Raw genomic sequence first — 15263 nt, 5'->3', positions numbered from 1 at the left:
TAATATTGTGTATTGGATATTACATAAGTGAAAATGTTAGGAGGGTATGGTATGAGTCATTTTTATGCTATGATGTCTAGAATGAAGTATATTGAGCGTTGGGCTCTTATGCGTAATTCTTATCCTGAGAATATTAGTGAGCATTCCTTAGAGGTTGCAATGTTAGCACATGCATTGGCAGTTATAAGCAATAAAAGATTTAAGAATAAGCTTAATACGGACCGAGCTGCGTTAATTGGTTTGTTTCATGATTCTACAGAGATTATTACTGGTGATATGCCAACACCGATTAAATACTATAATAAAGACATACAAGGGGCTTTTAAAGAGATTGAAAAGAATGCAGCAAATCAATTATTATCTATGCTTCCAGAAGATATTAGGGAGGAGTATGAAAAGTTATTCTTTTTGACGGAAGAAGAGGAGTACTTAGGTCGACTTGTAAAAGCAGCGGATAAGTTGTCTGCACTTATTAAGTGTATTGAAGAAAAGAAAGCTGGGAATTCGGAGTTTGATAGTGCTAGAATAACGATTGAAGCTGCACTTCATGAAATGAAATTACCTGAAGTTGAGTTATTTATGGAGGAATTTCTTCCGTCTTATTATAAGACTTTGGATGAACTGCGATAATGATTAATTGTAAGGACTTGGATGGACTTTGTTATTGCCTAGTTATAAGACTTTTGACGAACTACTTTAATGGGTAACTATCACAGCGTGATTACTTTGTTATATAAAAAGCCTTCCATTGAATTTGGAAGGCTTTTTACTCATAATCGCATGATTATGTAATATATTTAAAGATTTTTATTCGATATTAGCAACCATATTCTCAAGTTCATCTAATTGTTCTGGAGTTGGAATATAAAGTTGTTTGATAGGATCTAAAACGATCTCTAATCCACAAGCTTTTAATTCTTCGTTTACATAAGGAATGCCTTGGCCACCCCAGCCGTAAGAACCAAATGCAAATGCTTTTTTATTCTTAGGTGCAAGACCCTTTAAGTAGCAAAGGAACGCTGCAACGTTTGGAAGCATTTGATTATTTAATGTGGAAGAACCAACTGCAATGTATTTTGCTTTTAAAAGTTCAGCCATAATATCGGACATTTCATTTACTTTTAAATCGAAATACTTAACAGTAAGACCTTTTCTAGCGAATCCTTCTACAATTCTAAAAGCCATTTTTTCAGTAGAATGCCACATAGAGTCATAAACTACAATTGCTACATCGTCTGGTTCATCGTTTGAGTAGTATTCGTATTGTTTTATGATTTCATCAATATGACTACGCCAAATAATTCCGTGGCTAGGAGCAATCATATCCATATCTAATCCTTTAACGATTTCAAGTGCTTTTCTTGCTTGTGCACCGTAAGGCATTAAAATATTTGCATAGTATTTTTGAGCTTCATATATTGCAATGCTTAAATCAACTTCATCATCAAAACGTTTTGTTGTAGAATAATGTTGACCAAAAGCATCGTTGGAGAATAAAATTTTCTCTTCTGGGCAATATGTTACCATATTGTCTGGCCAGTGTAACATAGGTGTTCCAACAAATTGTAAAGTACGTTTACCGATAGATAAAGTATCTCCAGCTTTTACTGGAAGGAATTTGAAATCACTACCATAGTGTGCTTGTAATCCTTTAAATCCACTTGGAGATGAGGTTACAATTGTTGCATTAGGTGCAGCTTTTACAACTGCTGGTATTGCACCAGAATGATCCATTTCAACGTGGTTAGAAACAATGTAGTCGATGCGAGCAGGGTCAATTATATCAGAAATTCTTGCAAGTAATTCATCGGCAAAAACATCTTTTACAGCATCGATTAGAGTTATTTTTTCATCAATTATAAGATATGAATTGTAAGTTACACCACGGCTTGCGGAATAACCATGAAAACTACGTACGTTCCAATCTACGGCGCCAACAGAATACACTCCTGGCTTAAGTTCAACTCGATTCATTAAAAAAGCCTCCAATCGTTATATCAATTAATTAGTTTATACCAAAATATATGTTGCAATAGAAAACTTAATCATAGGTTATGATTCGTTTTAAAAAATTTGGTAGTATTAATATAAGCATAAAATATTATAAAATCATACTCTTTATTTTAACATAGAATACTTAAAAGTCAATGTTTACAAGGGGAAATCAGCGTTAATGAAAAAAATTAATCAATTAATTGCATACAATTAAATTGTGCAATAGAACAGTTTTTCTTTCTGAATACTGTTTAAAATTTTAGTTTGACAATAAAACTAGTACTAAAACACTGAAAAATGTATAATACATAGGTAATTGCTGCAACAAAATTATGCAAATAGTAAAAAATATTTTAGGACTAGAACATTGATATAAAATGTTGTAAAATACAAAATATGATTATTGGTTATAATAACTTTAATTATAAGGTTATAACGTAGGAGGAAACAAACGTGAATAAGGAAATGATAATTGTACTTGATTTCGGCGGACAGTATAATCAGCTTATTGCTAGACGTGTAAGAGAAAGCAACGTGTATTGTGAAGTGCATCCTTACAATATGAGTCTTGAGAAAATCAAGGTAATGAATCCAAAGGGTATCATTTTTACTGGTGGACCTGCAAGTGTTTATGCAGAAGATGCACCTCGTTGTGAAAAAGAAATTTTTGAACTTGGAATCCCTGTATTAGGTATCTGCTATGGTGCACAGCTTATGACTTATTTATTAGGCGGTGAAGTATCCAAAGCACCTGTTAGAGAATACGGTAAAACTGAAATTGAAGTAGAAACTACTTCTAAGCTTTTTAAGGACGTATCTGAAAATACAATTTGCTGGATGAGCCATACTGATTATATATCTAAACCTGCAGATGGTTTCTCCATTATTGCTCATTCCGATGCATGCCCAGTAGCTTCTTTACAGAATGTAGAGAAAAATCTTTATGCAGTACAGTTCCATCCAGAAGTAGTTCATACACAAGAAGGTACTAAGATGTTAAGAAACTTCTTATATGAAGTGTGTGGATGCGTTGGTGATTGGAAGATGGATTCTTTCGTAGATGAATCTATCAAAGCTCTTCGTGAAAAGATCGGCGATAAAAAAGTTCTATGTGCATTATCCGGTGGTGTAGATTCTTCTGTTGCAGCTGTTATGATTTCAAAGGCAGTTGGTAAACAACTTACTTGTATTTTCGTTGATCATGGTTTATTACGTAAAAACGAAGGGGACGAAGTAGAAGAAGTCTTCACAACTCAATTTGATGTTAACTTTGTTCGTGTAAATGCTCAACAAAGATTTTACGATAAATTAGCTGGTGTTACTGAACCAGAACAAAAACGTAAGATCATTGGTGAAGAATTCATTCGTGTATTCGAAGAAGAAGCAAAGAAAATCGGAACTGTTGATTTCTTAGCACAGGGAACAATTTATCCAGACGTTATCGAAAGTGGTCTTGGTAAATCCGCTGTTATTAAGAGTCACCACAATGTAGGTGGTTTACCTGAGCATGTTGATTTCAAAGAAATCGTTGAACCACTTCGTGATTTATTTAAGGATGAAGTTCGTAAAGCTGGTTTAGAGCTTGGAATTCCTGAAAAATTAGTATTTAGACAACCTTTCCCAGGACCAGGACTTGGTATCCGTATCATCGGTGAAGTTACACCTGAGAAAGTTAAAATAGTTCAAGACGCAGATGCAATCTATCGTGAAGAAATTGCAAATGCTGGTCTTGACCGTAGCATTGGTCAGTACTTTGCAGCATTAACAAACATGCAGTCCGTTGGATGTATGGGTGATGAAAGAACATACGATTATGCAATTGCTCTTCGTGCTGTAACTACAACTGATTTTATGACTGCTGAATTTGCTGAACTTCCTTGGGAAGTAATTGGTAAGGTTTCTAGCAGAATTGTAAATGAAGTTAAGGGTGTTAATAGAGTACTTTATGATTGTACTGGAAAGCCACCGGCTACGATTGAGTTTGAGTAAGATTAGAACTATTGAAATGCCAAATGACATTGTCATTTGGCATTTTTATTTATATAGAGTTTTATGAAATAAAATTTATTGTACTGTTTGATTAAAGACAAGTGGGAGATATTAATCGTGAGATTTCTGTGATATTTGTGAGTAAAAAGTTGTAATTGAGGTGTATACGATTGTGATTATGTTTTATAATAAAATCAATCAACTTAATATATATTGTATATTTCGAGTTCTTGAAATATAATATAATTAGTTAATTATTTGAAAAAGGAGTAGTAATATGGAATATTTAACGGTCAAAGAAATTGGAGAAAAATGGGGCATAACGAGCCGCATGGTAACATTTTATTGCAATGAAAACAGAATTGACGGCGCAATAAAAAAAGGGAATCTCTGGCTGGTTCCATGTAAAGCAAAAAAACCATTAGATAAAAGAAAAAATAAAGTTGTAGAGGTGAATTAATGTATAGGAAAAACGTAATTAATTTTATAGATTTATTCGCCGGTGCAGGAGGTTTGTCAGAAGGGTTTATGCAATGTAGATATAACCCTATTGCTCATGTTGAAATGAATACATATGCAGCAGATACATTAAAAACTCGTTCTTGTTATTATTATTTAAAAAAGATGAAAAAATTGGATATATATATAAATTACTTACTTGGTAATATTTCCAAGCAAGAATTATATAATTTAGTTCCAAGTCAAGTTTTGGAAACAGTTATAAATACAGAGATCTCAGATAAAACATATAAGACAATTTTTGAAAGAATAGATCATATAATGGAAGAAGGAGGGGTTGTGGAAGTAGATTTGATTATCGGAGGACCACCATGCCAAGCGTATTCATTAGTTGGTAGAGCCTCGGCCCCTGGAAAAATGATAGATGATCCTAGAAATGATTTATATATTCAGTATGCTCGTTTCTTGCATAAGTATAAACCTAAAATGTTTGTATTTGAAAATGTTCCTGGAATGCTGACTGCTAAGCAAGGATTGATGTGGAAAAGAATTCAACAACGTCTTAGAACTGTTGGATACGAAATAGAGTCTAAAGAAATTAATGCAAATGATTTTGGAGTATTACAACGAAGAAAGAGAATAATAATAATAGGTTGGCGAAAAGATTTAAATTTATATTATCCAAAGTTCGTAAAAAGAAGATATAATGCAGTGGTTAACGATTTGTTTTCAGATTTACCACCACTTCAACCGGGGGAGACAAATAATAATTATTTGTTTGGACCAATAAATGACTATTTGAGTAGATTTGGAATAAGAAATGAAAATGATATTCTGACAGACCATCAAACAAGAAAATTGAGAGAGCAAGATAGAAAAATTTATCGTATGGCAATTGAAATGTGGAATGATGGGCATAAACGACTAAACTATAATGATTTACCACAAGATCTAAGATTTCATAAAAATACAACATCATTTCTAGATAGATTTAAGGTGGTTGAAGGTGATATGGGGTATTCACATACAATGCTAGCACATATATCTAAAGATGGACATTATTATATACATCCAGATGTTAATCAATGTCGTTCACTTTCAGTTAGAGAGGCAGCAAGAATTCAATCATTTCCAGACAATTATTATTTCGAAGGGCCAAGGACTGCTAAATTTGTTCAAATAGGAAATGCAGTTCCACCATTGATGGCAAAAGGAATAGCTGAAACTATAAAAAAGATGTTATTGATGGCAGAACCTAGAAAGGAGTAGGTATGGATAACAGAGTGTACTTTAAACCACGTGCAAGATTAATGCTTGAACTTGGTGAACAATTAATAAAAAACGAAAGTGTTGCAATTCTTGAACTTATAAAAAATAGTTATGATGCGTTTGCTAGAAATGTAAAAGTTGAATTATCAAATTTGGAGGATTTGAATGCTGGTAAAATTATTATACTTGATGATGGAATTGGAATGACAAAGGATATTGTTGTTAACCATTGGATGGAACCTGCAACATTGAACAAGAAAAAGTTAGTTGATGCTGCTGGAAATTCAAAAATTAAGTATAAAGATATGGTAAGAATACCACTAGGTGAGAAGGGAATAGGCCGATTTGGTGCTCATAAATTAGGAAATCATATATGCTTAATAACTAGAAGTGAAAATTCAAGTGAAGTTTTTCTAGAAGTAAATTGGAACGAATTTGATAATGAAAAGTATCTTGATGAAATAGAAGTGAATGTTTATGAAAGAGAACCAGTAGTTTTTACTGATAATAAAACAGGAACAAGACTAGAAATTACTAATATCAAGCACAGATGGACTCGAGGCGAGTTTAGAAATGTATATAAAAGCATTATGGCTTTAAACTCACCATTTAAATCAGATGACTCATTTACAGTAGTTGTGAATACTAATCATGATGATTGGAAAGAAAAGCTAATGAGCTTTGATGAATTGAAAAATAAGGCACTATACAAGGCTCATGTTTCATTAGAAAATAGTGAAATAATTGAGTATAAATATGAGTTTTTACCATGGGATATATTGGGAAAAGTAAAACATAGAGTAAGTAATGATTATTCCTCAAAACCTATCATTAATCTTAATGATAAGAAGAAAGAGGAGAGAATAGATTTAGGTGCATTTAAAATTGGTAAAATAGATATTGAGTTACTTATTTTTGATTTAGATTCTTATATTCTTAACCTCGGGTTTCCTGCAGATAAAAAATTGATTAAAGATTACTTAAAAAACAATGGTGGAATTGCTATATATAGGGACAATGTAAGACTATATGAATATGGTGAAGAAGGTAATGACTGGTTAGGCCTTGGTGCTCGTAGGATCAACAATCCAGCTAAAACATTAAGTAGCAGAATAGTAGTTGGGGCGGTATATTTAGACAGGCTTGCAAGCTCAGATTTAATTGAAAAAACAAGTAGAGAAGGATTTATTGAAAATGCAGCATATAAGTGCTTTGTAAATGCTGTATTATATGCAATTTCATGTGTTGAAAATGATAGGATGTTAGATAAGGCTGAGTTAAGAAAATATTATTCAGGAAGTTTTAAAAATCCAGTTGTAGATTCAGTCAAAACACTTATAACAACAGTTGATAAAAAAGTCAAAGAGCCGTTAATAAAAAAGGAGATAATTAGTTCTTTAAAAAATATTGAAAAAGAATATTTGGAAATTTCACAAGTTTATTTAAAAAGCTCTAGTATGGGACTTAATATGAGCATGGTAATTCATGAGATAGATAAAATATTGATAGAATTGCAAAAAACTGTAGTACAAGAAGGTGGATCTGAACATATAAAAGGATTAGTTACAGATCTAACAATGAGAATAAGCAGTTATTCCGACTTGGTTAAAAATACTAAAATGCAGAGTACAACTATACAAAGATTAGTAGATGCTTCAATAAATACATTTAAGTATAGAATAAAGGCACATGATTTACAAATAATAAATAATATTTTTAATGATGAAACTGAAATTAAATGTGCAGGTAGTTTGGTAAGAAGTGCAATTATGAATATTTTAGATAATTCTATATATTGGTTAGAGAAGTATGGAACTGAAAAAAAGAAAATATATTTCTCAATTGAAAAATCAGAGCCTGGATATAGAATGCTAATCATTGCAGATAATGGAAAAGGATTTGCAATACCAAAGGATAAATTGATCTTGCCGTTTGTAACTAAAAAAGATGATGGTATGGGTTTAGGTTTACATTTGGCTAGTGCAATAATGGAAACAATGGGTGGAAAAATAGCTTTTCCAGATAATGATGATATAGATTTGCCGGATGATTTTGCAAGTGGCGCTGTTGTTGCATTAATTTTTAGGGAGGGTTAAGATGAGGTTACAAAAGATGCTACCGCTATTTGGTAAAATTGCTATTGTAGATAATAATTATGAAGAAGTAGTTACATTAACTGAATTGCTAGCTAGCGAAGGTGCTCCATACATTTTTTATGACTATGAAAGATCTATTATCACAGATAAAATAAGAAAACTAAATGATATACGATTGGTTTTTTTAGATATTAGATTAGATGAAGGTGTTCAAGACGAAACAACTATATGCTCAACACTTGCCTCGACTGTTGAAAAAATAGTACCTACAAAGAATGGACCGTATTCTATTGTTTTATGGACTAATGAAATAGCACTAAAAGATAAAGTTAGTGAATATTTATTAAAGATGCTATCAGAAGATGAAACAACATTGCCAATGTATGTCTGTGGAATAGATAAGAAAGATTTTTTGTCAAATCCTATTGAAAGATTGGAAGAAACTTTATTTGAAGAGCTTAAACCCCAATATATGGTCAATTTTCTTATGAGATGGGAAAATGAATCAATGAAATCATCAGGTGAACTAGTGCGAAAATTAATACGTTATCAAAATAAGTTAGTTGATAATAATACTATGGAGAAAATTTTAGCTCAAATTGCTTTTTTGGAAAATTCAGAACTTAGACGAGGAGAAGAAGCTACGCAAAGCGTTTTAAATATTTTAGGAGAACTATTCGTTAGTCAATATTATGAGCTGGTTAATTCCAAAGAACTTTTAGATGAGATGAAGATGTTTTGGAAGTTAGATTTTTCAAAAGAAGACCAAGTGAGTACAATAAGGCAAGGGATTAATATTCAAACTAGAGCTAGATTCAACACATTAATGAATGTTAATTTAAGTGGTAATAAAGAGGATCATTTGCCAGGAAAATTTTATTTTATCCAAGATTCGGATGTTCTGCTTAATATAGCAACTTTACATGAAAACACTTTCAAAAAAAAGCTAGAAATTGACATGATGAATTTTGGTGAAAGCAAAGTCGAGTACAAAATGAGACCAATTGAAATTGACATAACGCCGCAATGTGATTATGCTCAAAATAAAAATCATATGCTTAGAATGGCATATGGCTATATGATTAGTTTTGAAAAAGTAAAAGATATTAAATCAAATAAAGATATATGGCTAGACGTTGGCTATACAAAAAAGATAAAAGATAAAACTGGTTATAATCATGTATATGTTACACCCGAGTTGTATATTGATGATAAGATTTGTGTATTAATTTTTAATACGAAGTATGTAACCATTGAGCATAAAAAATTTCATGAAACGCATGAATATATTGCAAGATTAAATAGTGATATTTTAAATGAAATTCGGAAAAATAGTGCTGAATCTATCTCAAGAATTGGAATTAATAATTTATAAAATACATACGAATCCTTTATCTTGCTAGGGCAAGATTCAAAGTTTTAAATATAAGTTTTAAAAAGAACAAAATCCTACAATTTTTTGTAAGAATAAATTTCAAAATTATACTTATTTTAATTTAATAAAACGAGAATTAATAAAAGCTTTTAACGAAAGAAGGAACGATATGCTAGTATACGATGGAATTAAAACTGATTTTCTAAAAAGCGTAGAAGCAGATACAATCGCATTTGAAATTGAAGAAAATATATACCATAAAATGAATAGACGTTCTGCAAGAAATGAATTTAGGTCGTGGGAAAACTCTCTAGAATATATGTACAAAGTACTAAATGACAGTGAAATTCCATCGAATGCAGGTATAGCAATCGAATATAACATACCACAGACGTCAAAGCGTGTTGATTTTCTCATTTCAGGGTATGATAAAGAAAATACAGGAAATGTTGTAATAATTGAGTTAAAGCAGTGGGATAACATAAACGCAATTAAGGGAAAAGACGCCTTAGTAGAAACTTACACCGGCAATGCGATAAGGCAGGTTGTGCACCCATCATACCAAGCATGGTCATATGCAATGCTCATAAAAGACTATAATCAAACGGTTCAAAATGATAATATTATTCTTTCGCCATGTTCCTATTTACATAACTATAGAAGAGCTGAAAATGACCCACTAGACGAAGAACAGTATACAGTCTATTTAGAAGATGCACCCGCATTTACTAGGGGACAGGTGGACAAGCTAAGACAATTTATAAAAAGATGTGTTGTTAAAGGTGATAATAAAGAATTACTATATAATATTGAGCATGGTAAAATTAAGCCATCAAAAAGCCTTCAAGATTCTATCACAAGAATGTTGAAAGGAAACAGAGAATTTATAATGATTGATGAGCAGAAAGTAGTATATGAGGAAATACTATCGGTAGCAAGGAAGTCTCAAAAAGACGGAAGAAAAAGAGTTGTAATAGTCAAAGGTGGTCCTGGTACCGGAAAGACGGTTGTAGCAATTAATCTGTTAGCTAATCTAACATGTGAAGAACAGTTTTGTCAGTATGTTTCAAAAAATAGCGCTCCAAGAAATGTTTATAAAGAAAAGCTGAAAGGTGATATTAAGAAAAGCAGTGTGGACAATATGTTCAAAGGATCTGGAATATATACGGAGGCGCTTAACAACAGTGTAGATACAATTCTAGTTGATGAGGCGCATAGATTAAACGAAAAATCCGGAATGTTTCAGAATTTAGGAGAAAATCAGATTAAGGAAATTATAAATGCTTCAAAATGCAGTGTATTTTTCATCGATGAAAGTCAGCGTGTAACGATAAATGACATTGGAAGTATTAAGGAAATAGAACATTGGGCTACAGAACTTGGAGCTACTATATATTACCAAGAGTTAGTATCTCAATTTCGATGTAACGGGTCCGATGGCTATTTGGCATGGCTTGATGATATATTAGAGATAAGACCAACAGCAAATCATGACATGAAGGATATTGATTATGATATCAAGATAATGGATTCACCTAAGGAAGTACAACATCTTATTATTGAACGAAATAAGAATAGCAATCGGTCAAGAATTTTAGCCGGTTACTGTTGGAACTGGATCAAAGAAGGAAAGAATGATTCTAGTGTCCACGATATAAAGATAGATGATTTTGCAATCAGTTGGAATTTAGGTAATTCAAGTACCTTTGCTATCGATGAAACATCCGTAAATGAAGCTGGATGCATTCACACATCTCAAGGTCTAGAATTTGATTATGTAGGTGTAATCATCGGTGAAGATATGAGATATGAAAATGGTAAAATTGTAACCGACTTTACCAAGAGAGCAAAAACAGATCAATCATTAAAAGGCATCAAAACAATTTATAAAAAAGATCCTGACAAGGCAAACGAAATTGCTGATGAAATTATTAAGAATACCTATCGTACTCTTATGACAAGAGGTATGAAGGGATGCTACGTGTATTGTGTCGATAAGGGACTTTCAGACTATTTAAAGGAGTGCTTAAAAGAGAATGAATGATTTTACAGTAAATGAATTAATAAATAAAGTGAAAGCATTTTGTGAAGAAAGAGATTGGGATCAATTCCATAATCCAAAAGATCTAGCTATTGGTATATCAACGGAGGCTAATGAATTACTTGATATATTTAGATTTAAGAGTATGGATGATATTGATGAAATAATGAGCAATAAGGAAAAGAGAGAGCATGTTGAAGAAGAATTAGCAGATGTGTTTTTCTTTGTATTAAGATTTGCTCAAATGAATCACATTGATTTAAAAGATGCTTTAGAAATGAAAATTGAAAAGAACGCGAGAAAGTATCCTGCAGATAAAGTTAAGGGCAAGAATATTAAATATAATGAAATATAAATATGAATATAAATATAAATATAAATATAAATATAGATAGGGCTCCGCATTCTCAAATGAGAGAAAGACTTGAATTAGTAGGCATTCAAGCGCCTACTAATTCAATAATAAAATTGAATAATGCCAATGCTGCAGTTAATAAGCAAATTAGGCTTGCTAAGAGATAGAATTTATTCTTTTTTATTTGATATTCTTCAAATCCATCAGCACTGCTAAAAGCAAAAAACAACGCATATATTCCATAATTATGTTCTTTTGTAAAGAACAGACATATCATTTCTATAAATAAAACAACATAACAAACTTTAATGGCAAGTGTATGCCTATTTTTTTGATTATATTCTACGAGATCATTTTCTTTTGATTCGCTACTTCTTTTAATAAAATCTTCATTATTCATCAATTTAACCCCCTGACGCCTTTATTAAATATTTATTCAACGCAAAGTGTTATATGCCAATATATATGAATTCTGATTTATCACTTCTGTTTTGCTATGTTATTGTTTATATTACTGACAATTATTAATTGATATTGAAGCTAAATAGCAAGAAGGAAGAGTCACTTGGCGGAAGGTGATTGATCAGAAAGACAACGATGAACGTAAATAGTAGTAGCATTGTATATTCTTGTACGGTATAATTGGGTACAAGTGGTGAATATTGTTAATCTATTAATTTAATGGGTACTAAATTTAATAAAGAAGTGAGGGAAATATGAGCGAAAAAGGTTATGTTCCACCGTATACGATAACAGATAAGGCAGTTAATTTAATTTCTGCTATTACTGAAATTATAACCAAGATAAACATAAATGATAATATGAGCAATAATCCGAGACTTCGAAGGGATAATCGTATCCGTACAATTCATGCATCACTGGCAATTGAAAATAATTCTTTATCACAAGATCAGGTAACAGACATTATAAATGGGAAAAGAATTTTTGGTACCCCAGACGAAATCTGCGAAGTAAGGAATGTTTTTGAAGCATATAATAGACTTTTGGAGTTTAATCCATTTTCTATAAATGATATGTTATTAGCACATAAGGTATTAATGAATGAGCTTTCTAAGGAAGCGGGGACGTTTCGCAGTGGTGGAGTTGATATTTTTTCAGGGGATCGATTGGTTCATACGGCACCTCCAGCGGGTCAGGTACCATATTTGATAAAAGACTTGGTAAACTGGGCCAAGCAAGCAGATGCTCATCCATTAATAAAAAGTTGTGTGTTTCACTATGAATTTGAGTTTATTCATCCATTTGCAGATGGAAATGGTAGAATGGGACGAATGTGGCAGACTTTGATTCTGTATAAATGGAAATCATTATTTGGCTGGCTACCCATAGAAACATTGATTAGAAAACGGCAGGAAGAATACTATAGAGTGCTAGAAGAATGCGATCATAGTACGAATTCGGGCAAATTTATTGAGTTTATGTTAACAGCTATACATGATGTTTTATATGAAATTGTAAGCACCGAACAAGTAACGGTACAAGAAACCGATCAAGTTAGACGTTTAGTTCAAATCATGAAAGATAAAGAGTATTCAACTAAGGAATTAATGAAGTTATTAGCATTAAAACACAGACCATCTTTTAGAGAAAGTTATTTGTTACCTGCATTGAGACTGGGATATATAGAAATGACGATACCAGATAAACCAAATAGTAGTAAACAAAAGTACCGTAAAATTGGTAAGTGATAAATTCATTTCAATATACTGATGAAGAATCATTTTCATATGAAAATAGTAAGTTACGATAGGGGATGAAAAAATGAGTAATGAACAAAAGTGGAAATTCGCTAAAATAGCGGCCATAGAGGAGCCATTATTTAATAACATTTTGGAAAAGTTTTATAATTTAGGCGTTGATGGACTGATTAGAGAAAATATACAAAATTCCATGGATGGAAAACTAAAAGAATCTACTAATCCAGTTGAAGTTAACATTGAAATCGGTGAGATAGAAACCGATAAAATACCAGGCATTGAGGAAATTAGAGAAAGAATCTATAGCTTACAAGGGAGAAACTCATATACAAAAGAAACCATTCTGCATATGCGGGAAAAACTTAAACAAAAAAAAGTAGCTTATATCTCTTTTGAAGATCGTAATACAAAAGGGCTGTCAGGTGCGAGAAATGGTCAGAATTTCTCTGAAAATGATACTTGGGGTATTTATGCATATCAAAAAGGTGTACATTCTTTTGATTCAAATGAGGAAGATGAAAGTATGCGGGGTGGATCCTATGGAGTTGGGAAGATTGCCTCAAATGCAGCTTCTGACCTATATTTAATGTTTTTTGGTAATTGCGATGAAGAGAATAACCAACATTTAGGTGGGACAGTACAGCTTATTGAACATTCTTTTAATAATCAATGCTATAGAGCGACGGGATATTTTACAGATGAAGATGGAAAAGGAGTATTTTATCCGTACGAAAACAAATTTGATACTGTATTTAAAAAAGAGACAAGAGGATTAAAAATTATTATACCATTTTTCAGAGAACAGTATAATGATATGAAAGTTATAGTAAGAAGCGTTTGTGATAACTTTTTTATAGCTATTCTCAGAAATCAATTGATTGTTAAAGTAAATGATACTGTGATTAATAGTAGTACCATACTAGATATAATTAAAGACGAAGATTACTATGCAAGGTTTGATGATAACAGAGGCGATGATAGTTTTACTCCTTTATATATAGATACTTATTTAAATTTTAAGCCTTTTGATATAACGATTGAAGACAAGATTAATAAATATAGCTTTTTGATGTATTTTCAATTCAATAAAAATATAAAAAAAGGTCGTGTAGCAATTATAAGACGAATTGGAATGAAAATTGAAGATAAAAAAATTAAGAATTATGCGAATGCTTCCTTTAATGCTATATTAATTCCGAAATCAGATCAAGAAGATAAATTTTTGAAATCTCTAGAAAATGAATCTCATACAGCATTGTCTTCTGAACATATAAAAATCGTAGAGAAGCAAAGAAATGCAGTAAGATTTATAAATAATATTTCTAAGTCTATTGGAATGTATATAGCCGCTGCAATTGAAGAAAGTAATCCATCCGATGGGAAAATTGATACTTCAGATTTGTTATTTGAGATTGAAAATAATTTTAAGAAAGAAATCTCTAAAGATATATCAACAGTTAAATTAACAAAGGGAAATGAAAAAAGTGAAAGAGTGCTTGTAAAAGTTAAGACACAAAGTGCTAAAAACAAAAAGAAAGAAAATAAATTAGATAAGGAATTATCTAAAATTAAATCTATCTTGAGAAAAGCTAAGAAAAAAGATGGAGAAGGCGAAGAAAAGGTTAGAGTTCGATTTACTATGATACCAGAAAGTGTAAAAAGAATTGTGCTAGAAGGTAAGGAATTACTATTTTTAGACTTATCACAGCATTATAAATATGATGGCGAAAAGGTCTGTGATATGTCGATCTCTTTAATTGATGGAGTAGGAAAAGAATATGATAACGAGTTTAGCATTAATACGAATTATCCATTAATTATTGATAAGAATACGGGTAAGCAATGTAAAGTCGATAGAAATATAATTAGAGACATATCTATTAAAAACAGTCTAATACAACTAGAATTAAAAACTAGTCATAAGTTTAACAATTCATTAAAATTTATTTATAGTGTGGAGGTATAG

The 15263-nt window shown here is 31.5% G+C and carries 12 protein-coding genes; 10 read left to right on the top strand and 2 right to left on the bottom strand.

Translation table 11 applies throughout. The features are described 5' to 3' along the window. The first annotated feature begins 51 nt into the window (after window positions 1-51). Window positions 52-630 carry a 5'-deoxynucleotidase gene (gene yfbR, locus BN4220_RS00560; protein ID WP_066712045.1) on the top strand — a complete coding sequence of 193 codons (579 nt, stop codon included), beginning with the start codon at window positions 52-54 and terminating at the stop codon, window positions 628-630. Between the two features lie 177 nt (window positions 631-807). On the opposite strand, the gene BN4220_RS00555 is transcribed toward yfbR, so the two are convergent. Beyond that, a complete protein-coding gene (locus tag BN4220_RS00555; protein WP_066712043.1) occupies window positions 808-1974 on the bottom strand; it encodes an FprA family A-type flavoprotein in 1167 nt (388 codons plus the stop codon). A 474-nt stretch (window positions 1975-2448) separates the two neighbouring features. On the opposite strand from BN4220_RS00555, the gene guaA reads away from it, so the two are divergent. The 7 genes from guaA to BN4220_RS00520 all read left to right on the top strand — a co-directional run bounded on the left by guaA (window position 2449) and on the right by BN4220_RS00520 (window position 11579). After that, window positions 2449-3984, top strand: a complete 1536-nt coding sequence (guaA, locus tag BN4220_RS00550; RefSeq protein WP_066712041.1) for a glutamine-hydrolyzing GMP synthase — start codon at window positions 2449-2451, stop codon at window positions 3982-3984. Between the two features lie 277 nt (window positions 3985-4261). Next, window positions 4262-4444, top strand: coding sequence for a transposase (locus BN4220_RS00545; RefSeq protein WP_066712039.1), 183 nt, complete (start codon window positions 4262-4264; stop codon window positions 4442-4444). Continuing rightward, complete coding sequence (locus BN4220_RS00540) at window positions 4444-5712, top strand: DNA cytosine methyltransferase (protein ID WP_066712037.1); 1269 nt, start codon at window positions 4444-4446, stop codon at window positions 5710-5712. The genes BN4220_RS00545 and BN4220_RS00540 overlap by 1 nt, the downstream gene beginning before the upstream one ends. Window positions 5713-5714: 2 nt before the next feature. Next, complete coding sequence (locus tag BN4220_RS00535; protein ID WP_066712035.1) at window positions 5715-7808, top strand: ATP-binding protein; 2094 nt, start codon at window positions 5715-5717, stop codon at window positions 7806-7808. A gap of 1 nt (window position 7809) precedes the next feature. Next, the gene (locus BN4220_RS00530) at window positions 7810-9183 is read left to right on the top strand and encodes a hypothetical protein (RefSeq protein ID WP_066712033.1); all 1374 of its coding nucleotides are present in this window, start codon (window positions 7810-7812) and stop codon (window positions 9181-9183) included. A gap of 169 nt (window positions 9184-9352) precedes the next feature. After that, complete coding sequence (locus BN4220_RS00525) at window positions 9353-11227, top strand: DUF2075 domain-containing protein (RefSeq protein WP_066712031.1); 1875 nt, start codon at window positions 9353-9355, stop codon at window positions 11225-11227. Beyond that, window positions 11220-11579, top strand: coding sequence for a nucleotide pyrophosphohydrolase (locus BN4220_RS00520; RefSeq protein WP_066712029.1), 360 nt, complete (start codon window positions 11220-11222; stop codon window positions 11577-11579). Before BN4220_RS00525 ends, BN4220_RS00520 begins: the two co-directional genes overlap by 8 nt. Before the next feature lie 85 nt (window positions 11580-11664). Here the strand turns inward: BN4220_RS00520 and BN4220_RS00515 are convergent, their stop codons facing one another. Then, window positions 11665-11979 (bottom strand): DUF6442 family protein, encoded by a 315-nt coding sequence (locus BN4220_RS00515; RefSeq protein ID WP_066712027.1) that lies wholly within the window; start codon window positions 11977-11979, stop codon window positions 11665-11667. A 316-nt stretch (window positions 11980-12295) separates the two neighbouring features. Here BN4220_RS00515 and BN4220_RS00510 point away from each other — a divergent pair, with 316 nt between their 5' ends. Both BN4220_RS00510 and BN4220_RS00505 read left to right on the top strand, forming a co-directional pair. Next, window positions 12296-13288, top strand: a complete 993-nt coding sequence (locus BN4220_RS00510; protein WP_066712025.1) for a Fic family protein — start codon at window positions 12296-12298, stop codon at window positions 13286-13288. 73 nt (window positions 13289-13361) lie between these two features. Beyond that, window positions 13362-15263 carry a hypothetical protein gene (locus BN4220_RS00505; protein WP_066712023.1) on the top strand — a complete coding sequence of 634 codons (1902 nt, stop codon included), beginning with the start codon at window positions 13362-13364 and terminating at the stop codon, window positions 15261-15263.

Origin of the sequence: Clostridium sp. Marseille-P299 (genome assembly GCF_900078195.1) — a bacterium.
Classification (GTDB): Bacteria; Bacillota; Clostridia; order Lachnospirales; family Lachnospiraceae; genus Lachnoclostridium.
This window is presented reverse-complemented; position numbering and strand designations above follow the sequence as displayed.

Bases quoted from the DNA above. Each gene is read 5' to 3' on its own strand.
- BN4220_RS00505 (WP_066712023.1), top strand. From the start codon at position 13,362: ATGAGTAATGAACAAAAGTGGAAATTCGCTAAAATAGCGGCCATAGAG.
- BN4220_RS00535 (WP_066712035.1), top strand. From the start codon at position 5,715: ATGGATAACAGAGTGTACTTTAAACCACGTGCAAGATTAATGCTTGAA.
- BN4220_RS00525 (WP_066712031.1), top strand. From the start codon at position 9,353: ATGCTAGTATACGATGGAATTAAAACTGATTTTCTAAAAAGCGTAGAA.
- yfbR (WP_066712045.1), top strand. From the start codon at position 52: ATGAGTCATTTTTATGCTATGATGTCTAGAATGAAGTATATTGAGCGT.
- BN4220_RS00545 (WP_066712039.1), top strand. From the start codon at position 4,262: ATGGAATATTTAACGGTCAAAGAAATTGGAGAAAAATGGGGCATAACG.
- BN4220_RS00540 (WP_066712037.1), top strand. From the start codon at position 4,444: ATGTATAGGAAAAACGTAATTAATTTTATAGATTTATTCGCCGGTGCA.
- BN4220_RS00555 (WP_066712043.1), bottom strand. From the start codon at position 1,974: ATGAATCGAGTTGAACTTAAGCCAGGAGTGTATTCTGTTGGCGCCGTA.
- BN4220_RS00520 (WP_066712029.1), top strand. From the start codon at position 11,220: ATGAATGATTTTACAGTAAATGAATTAATAAATAAAGTGAAAGCATTT.
- BN4220_RS00510 (WP_066712025.1), top strand. From the start codon at position 12,296: ATGAGCGAAAAAGGTTATGTTCCACCGTATACGATAACAGATAAGGCA.
- BN4220_RS00530 (WP_066712033.1), top strand. From the start codon at position 7,810: ATGAGGTTACAAAAGATGCTACCGCTATTTGGTAAAATTGCTATTGTA.
- BN4220_RS00515 (WP_066712027.1), bottom strand. From the start codon at position 11,979: ATGAATAATGAAGATTTTATTAAAAGAAGTAGCGAATCAAAAGAAAAT.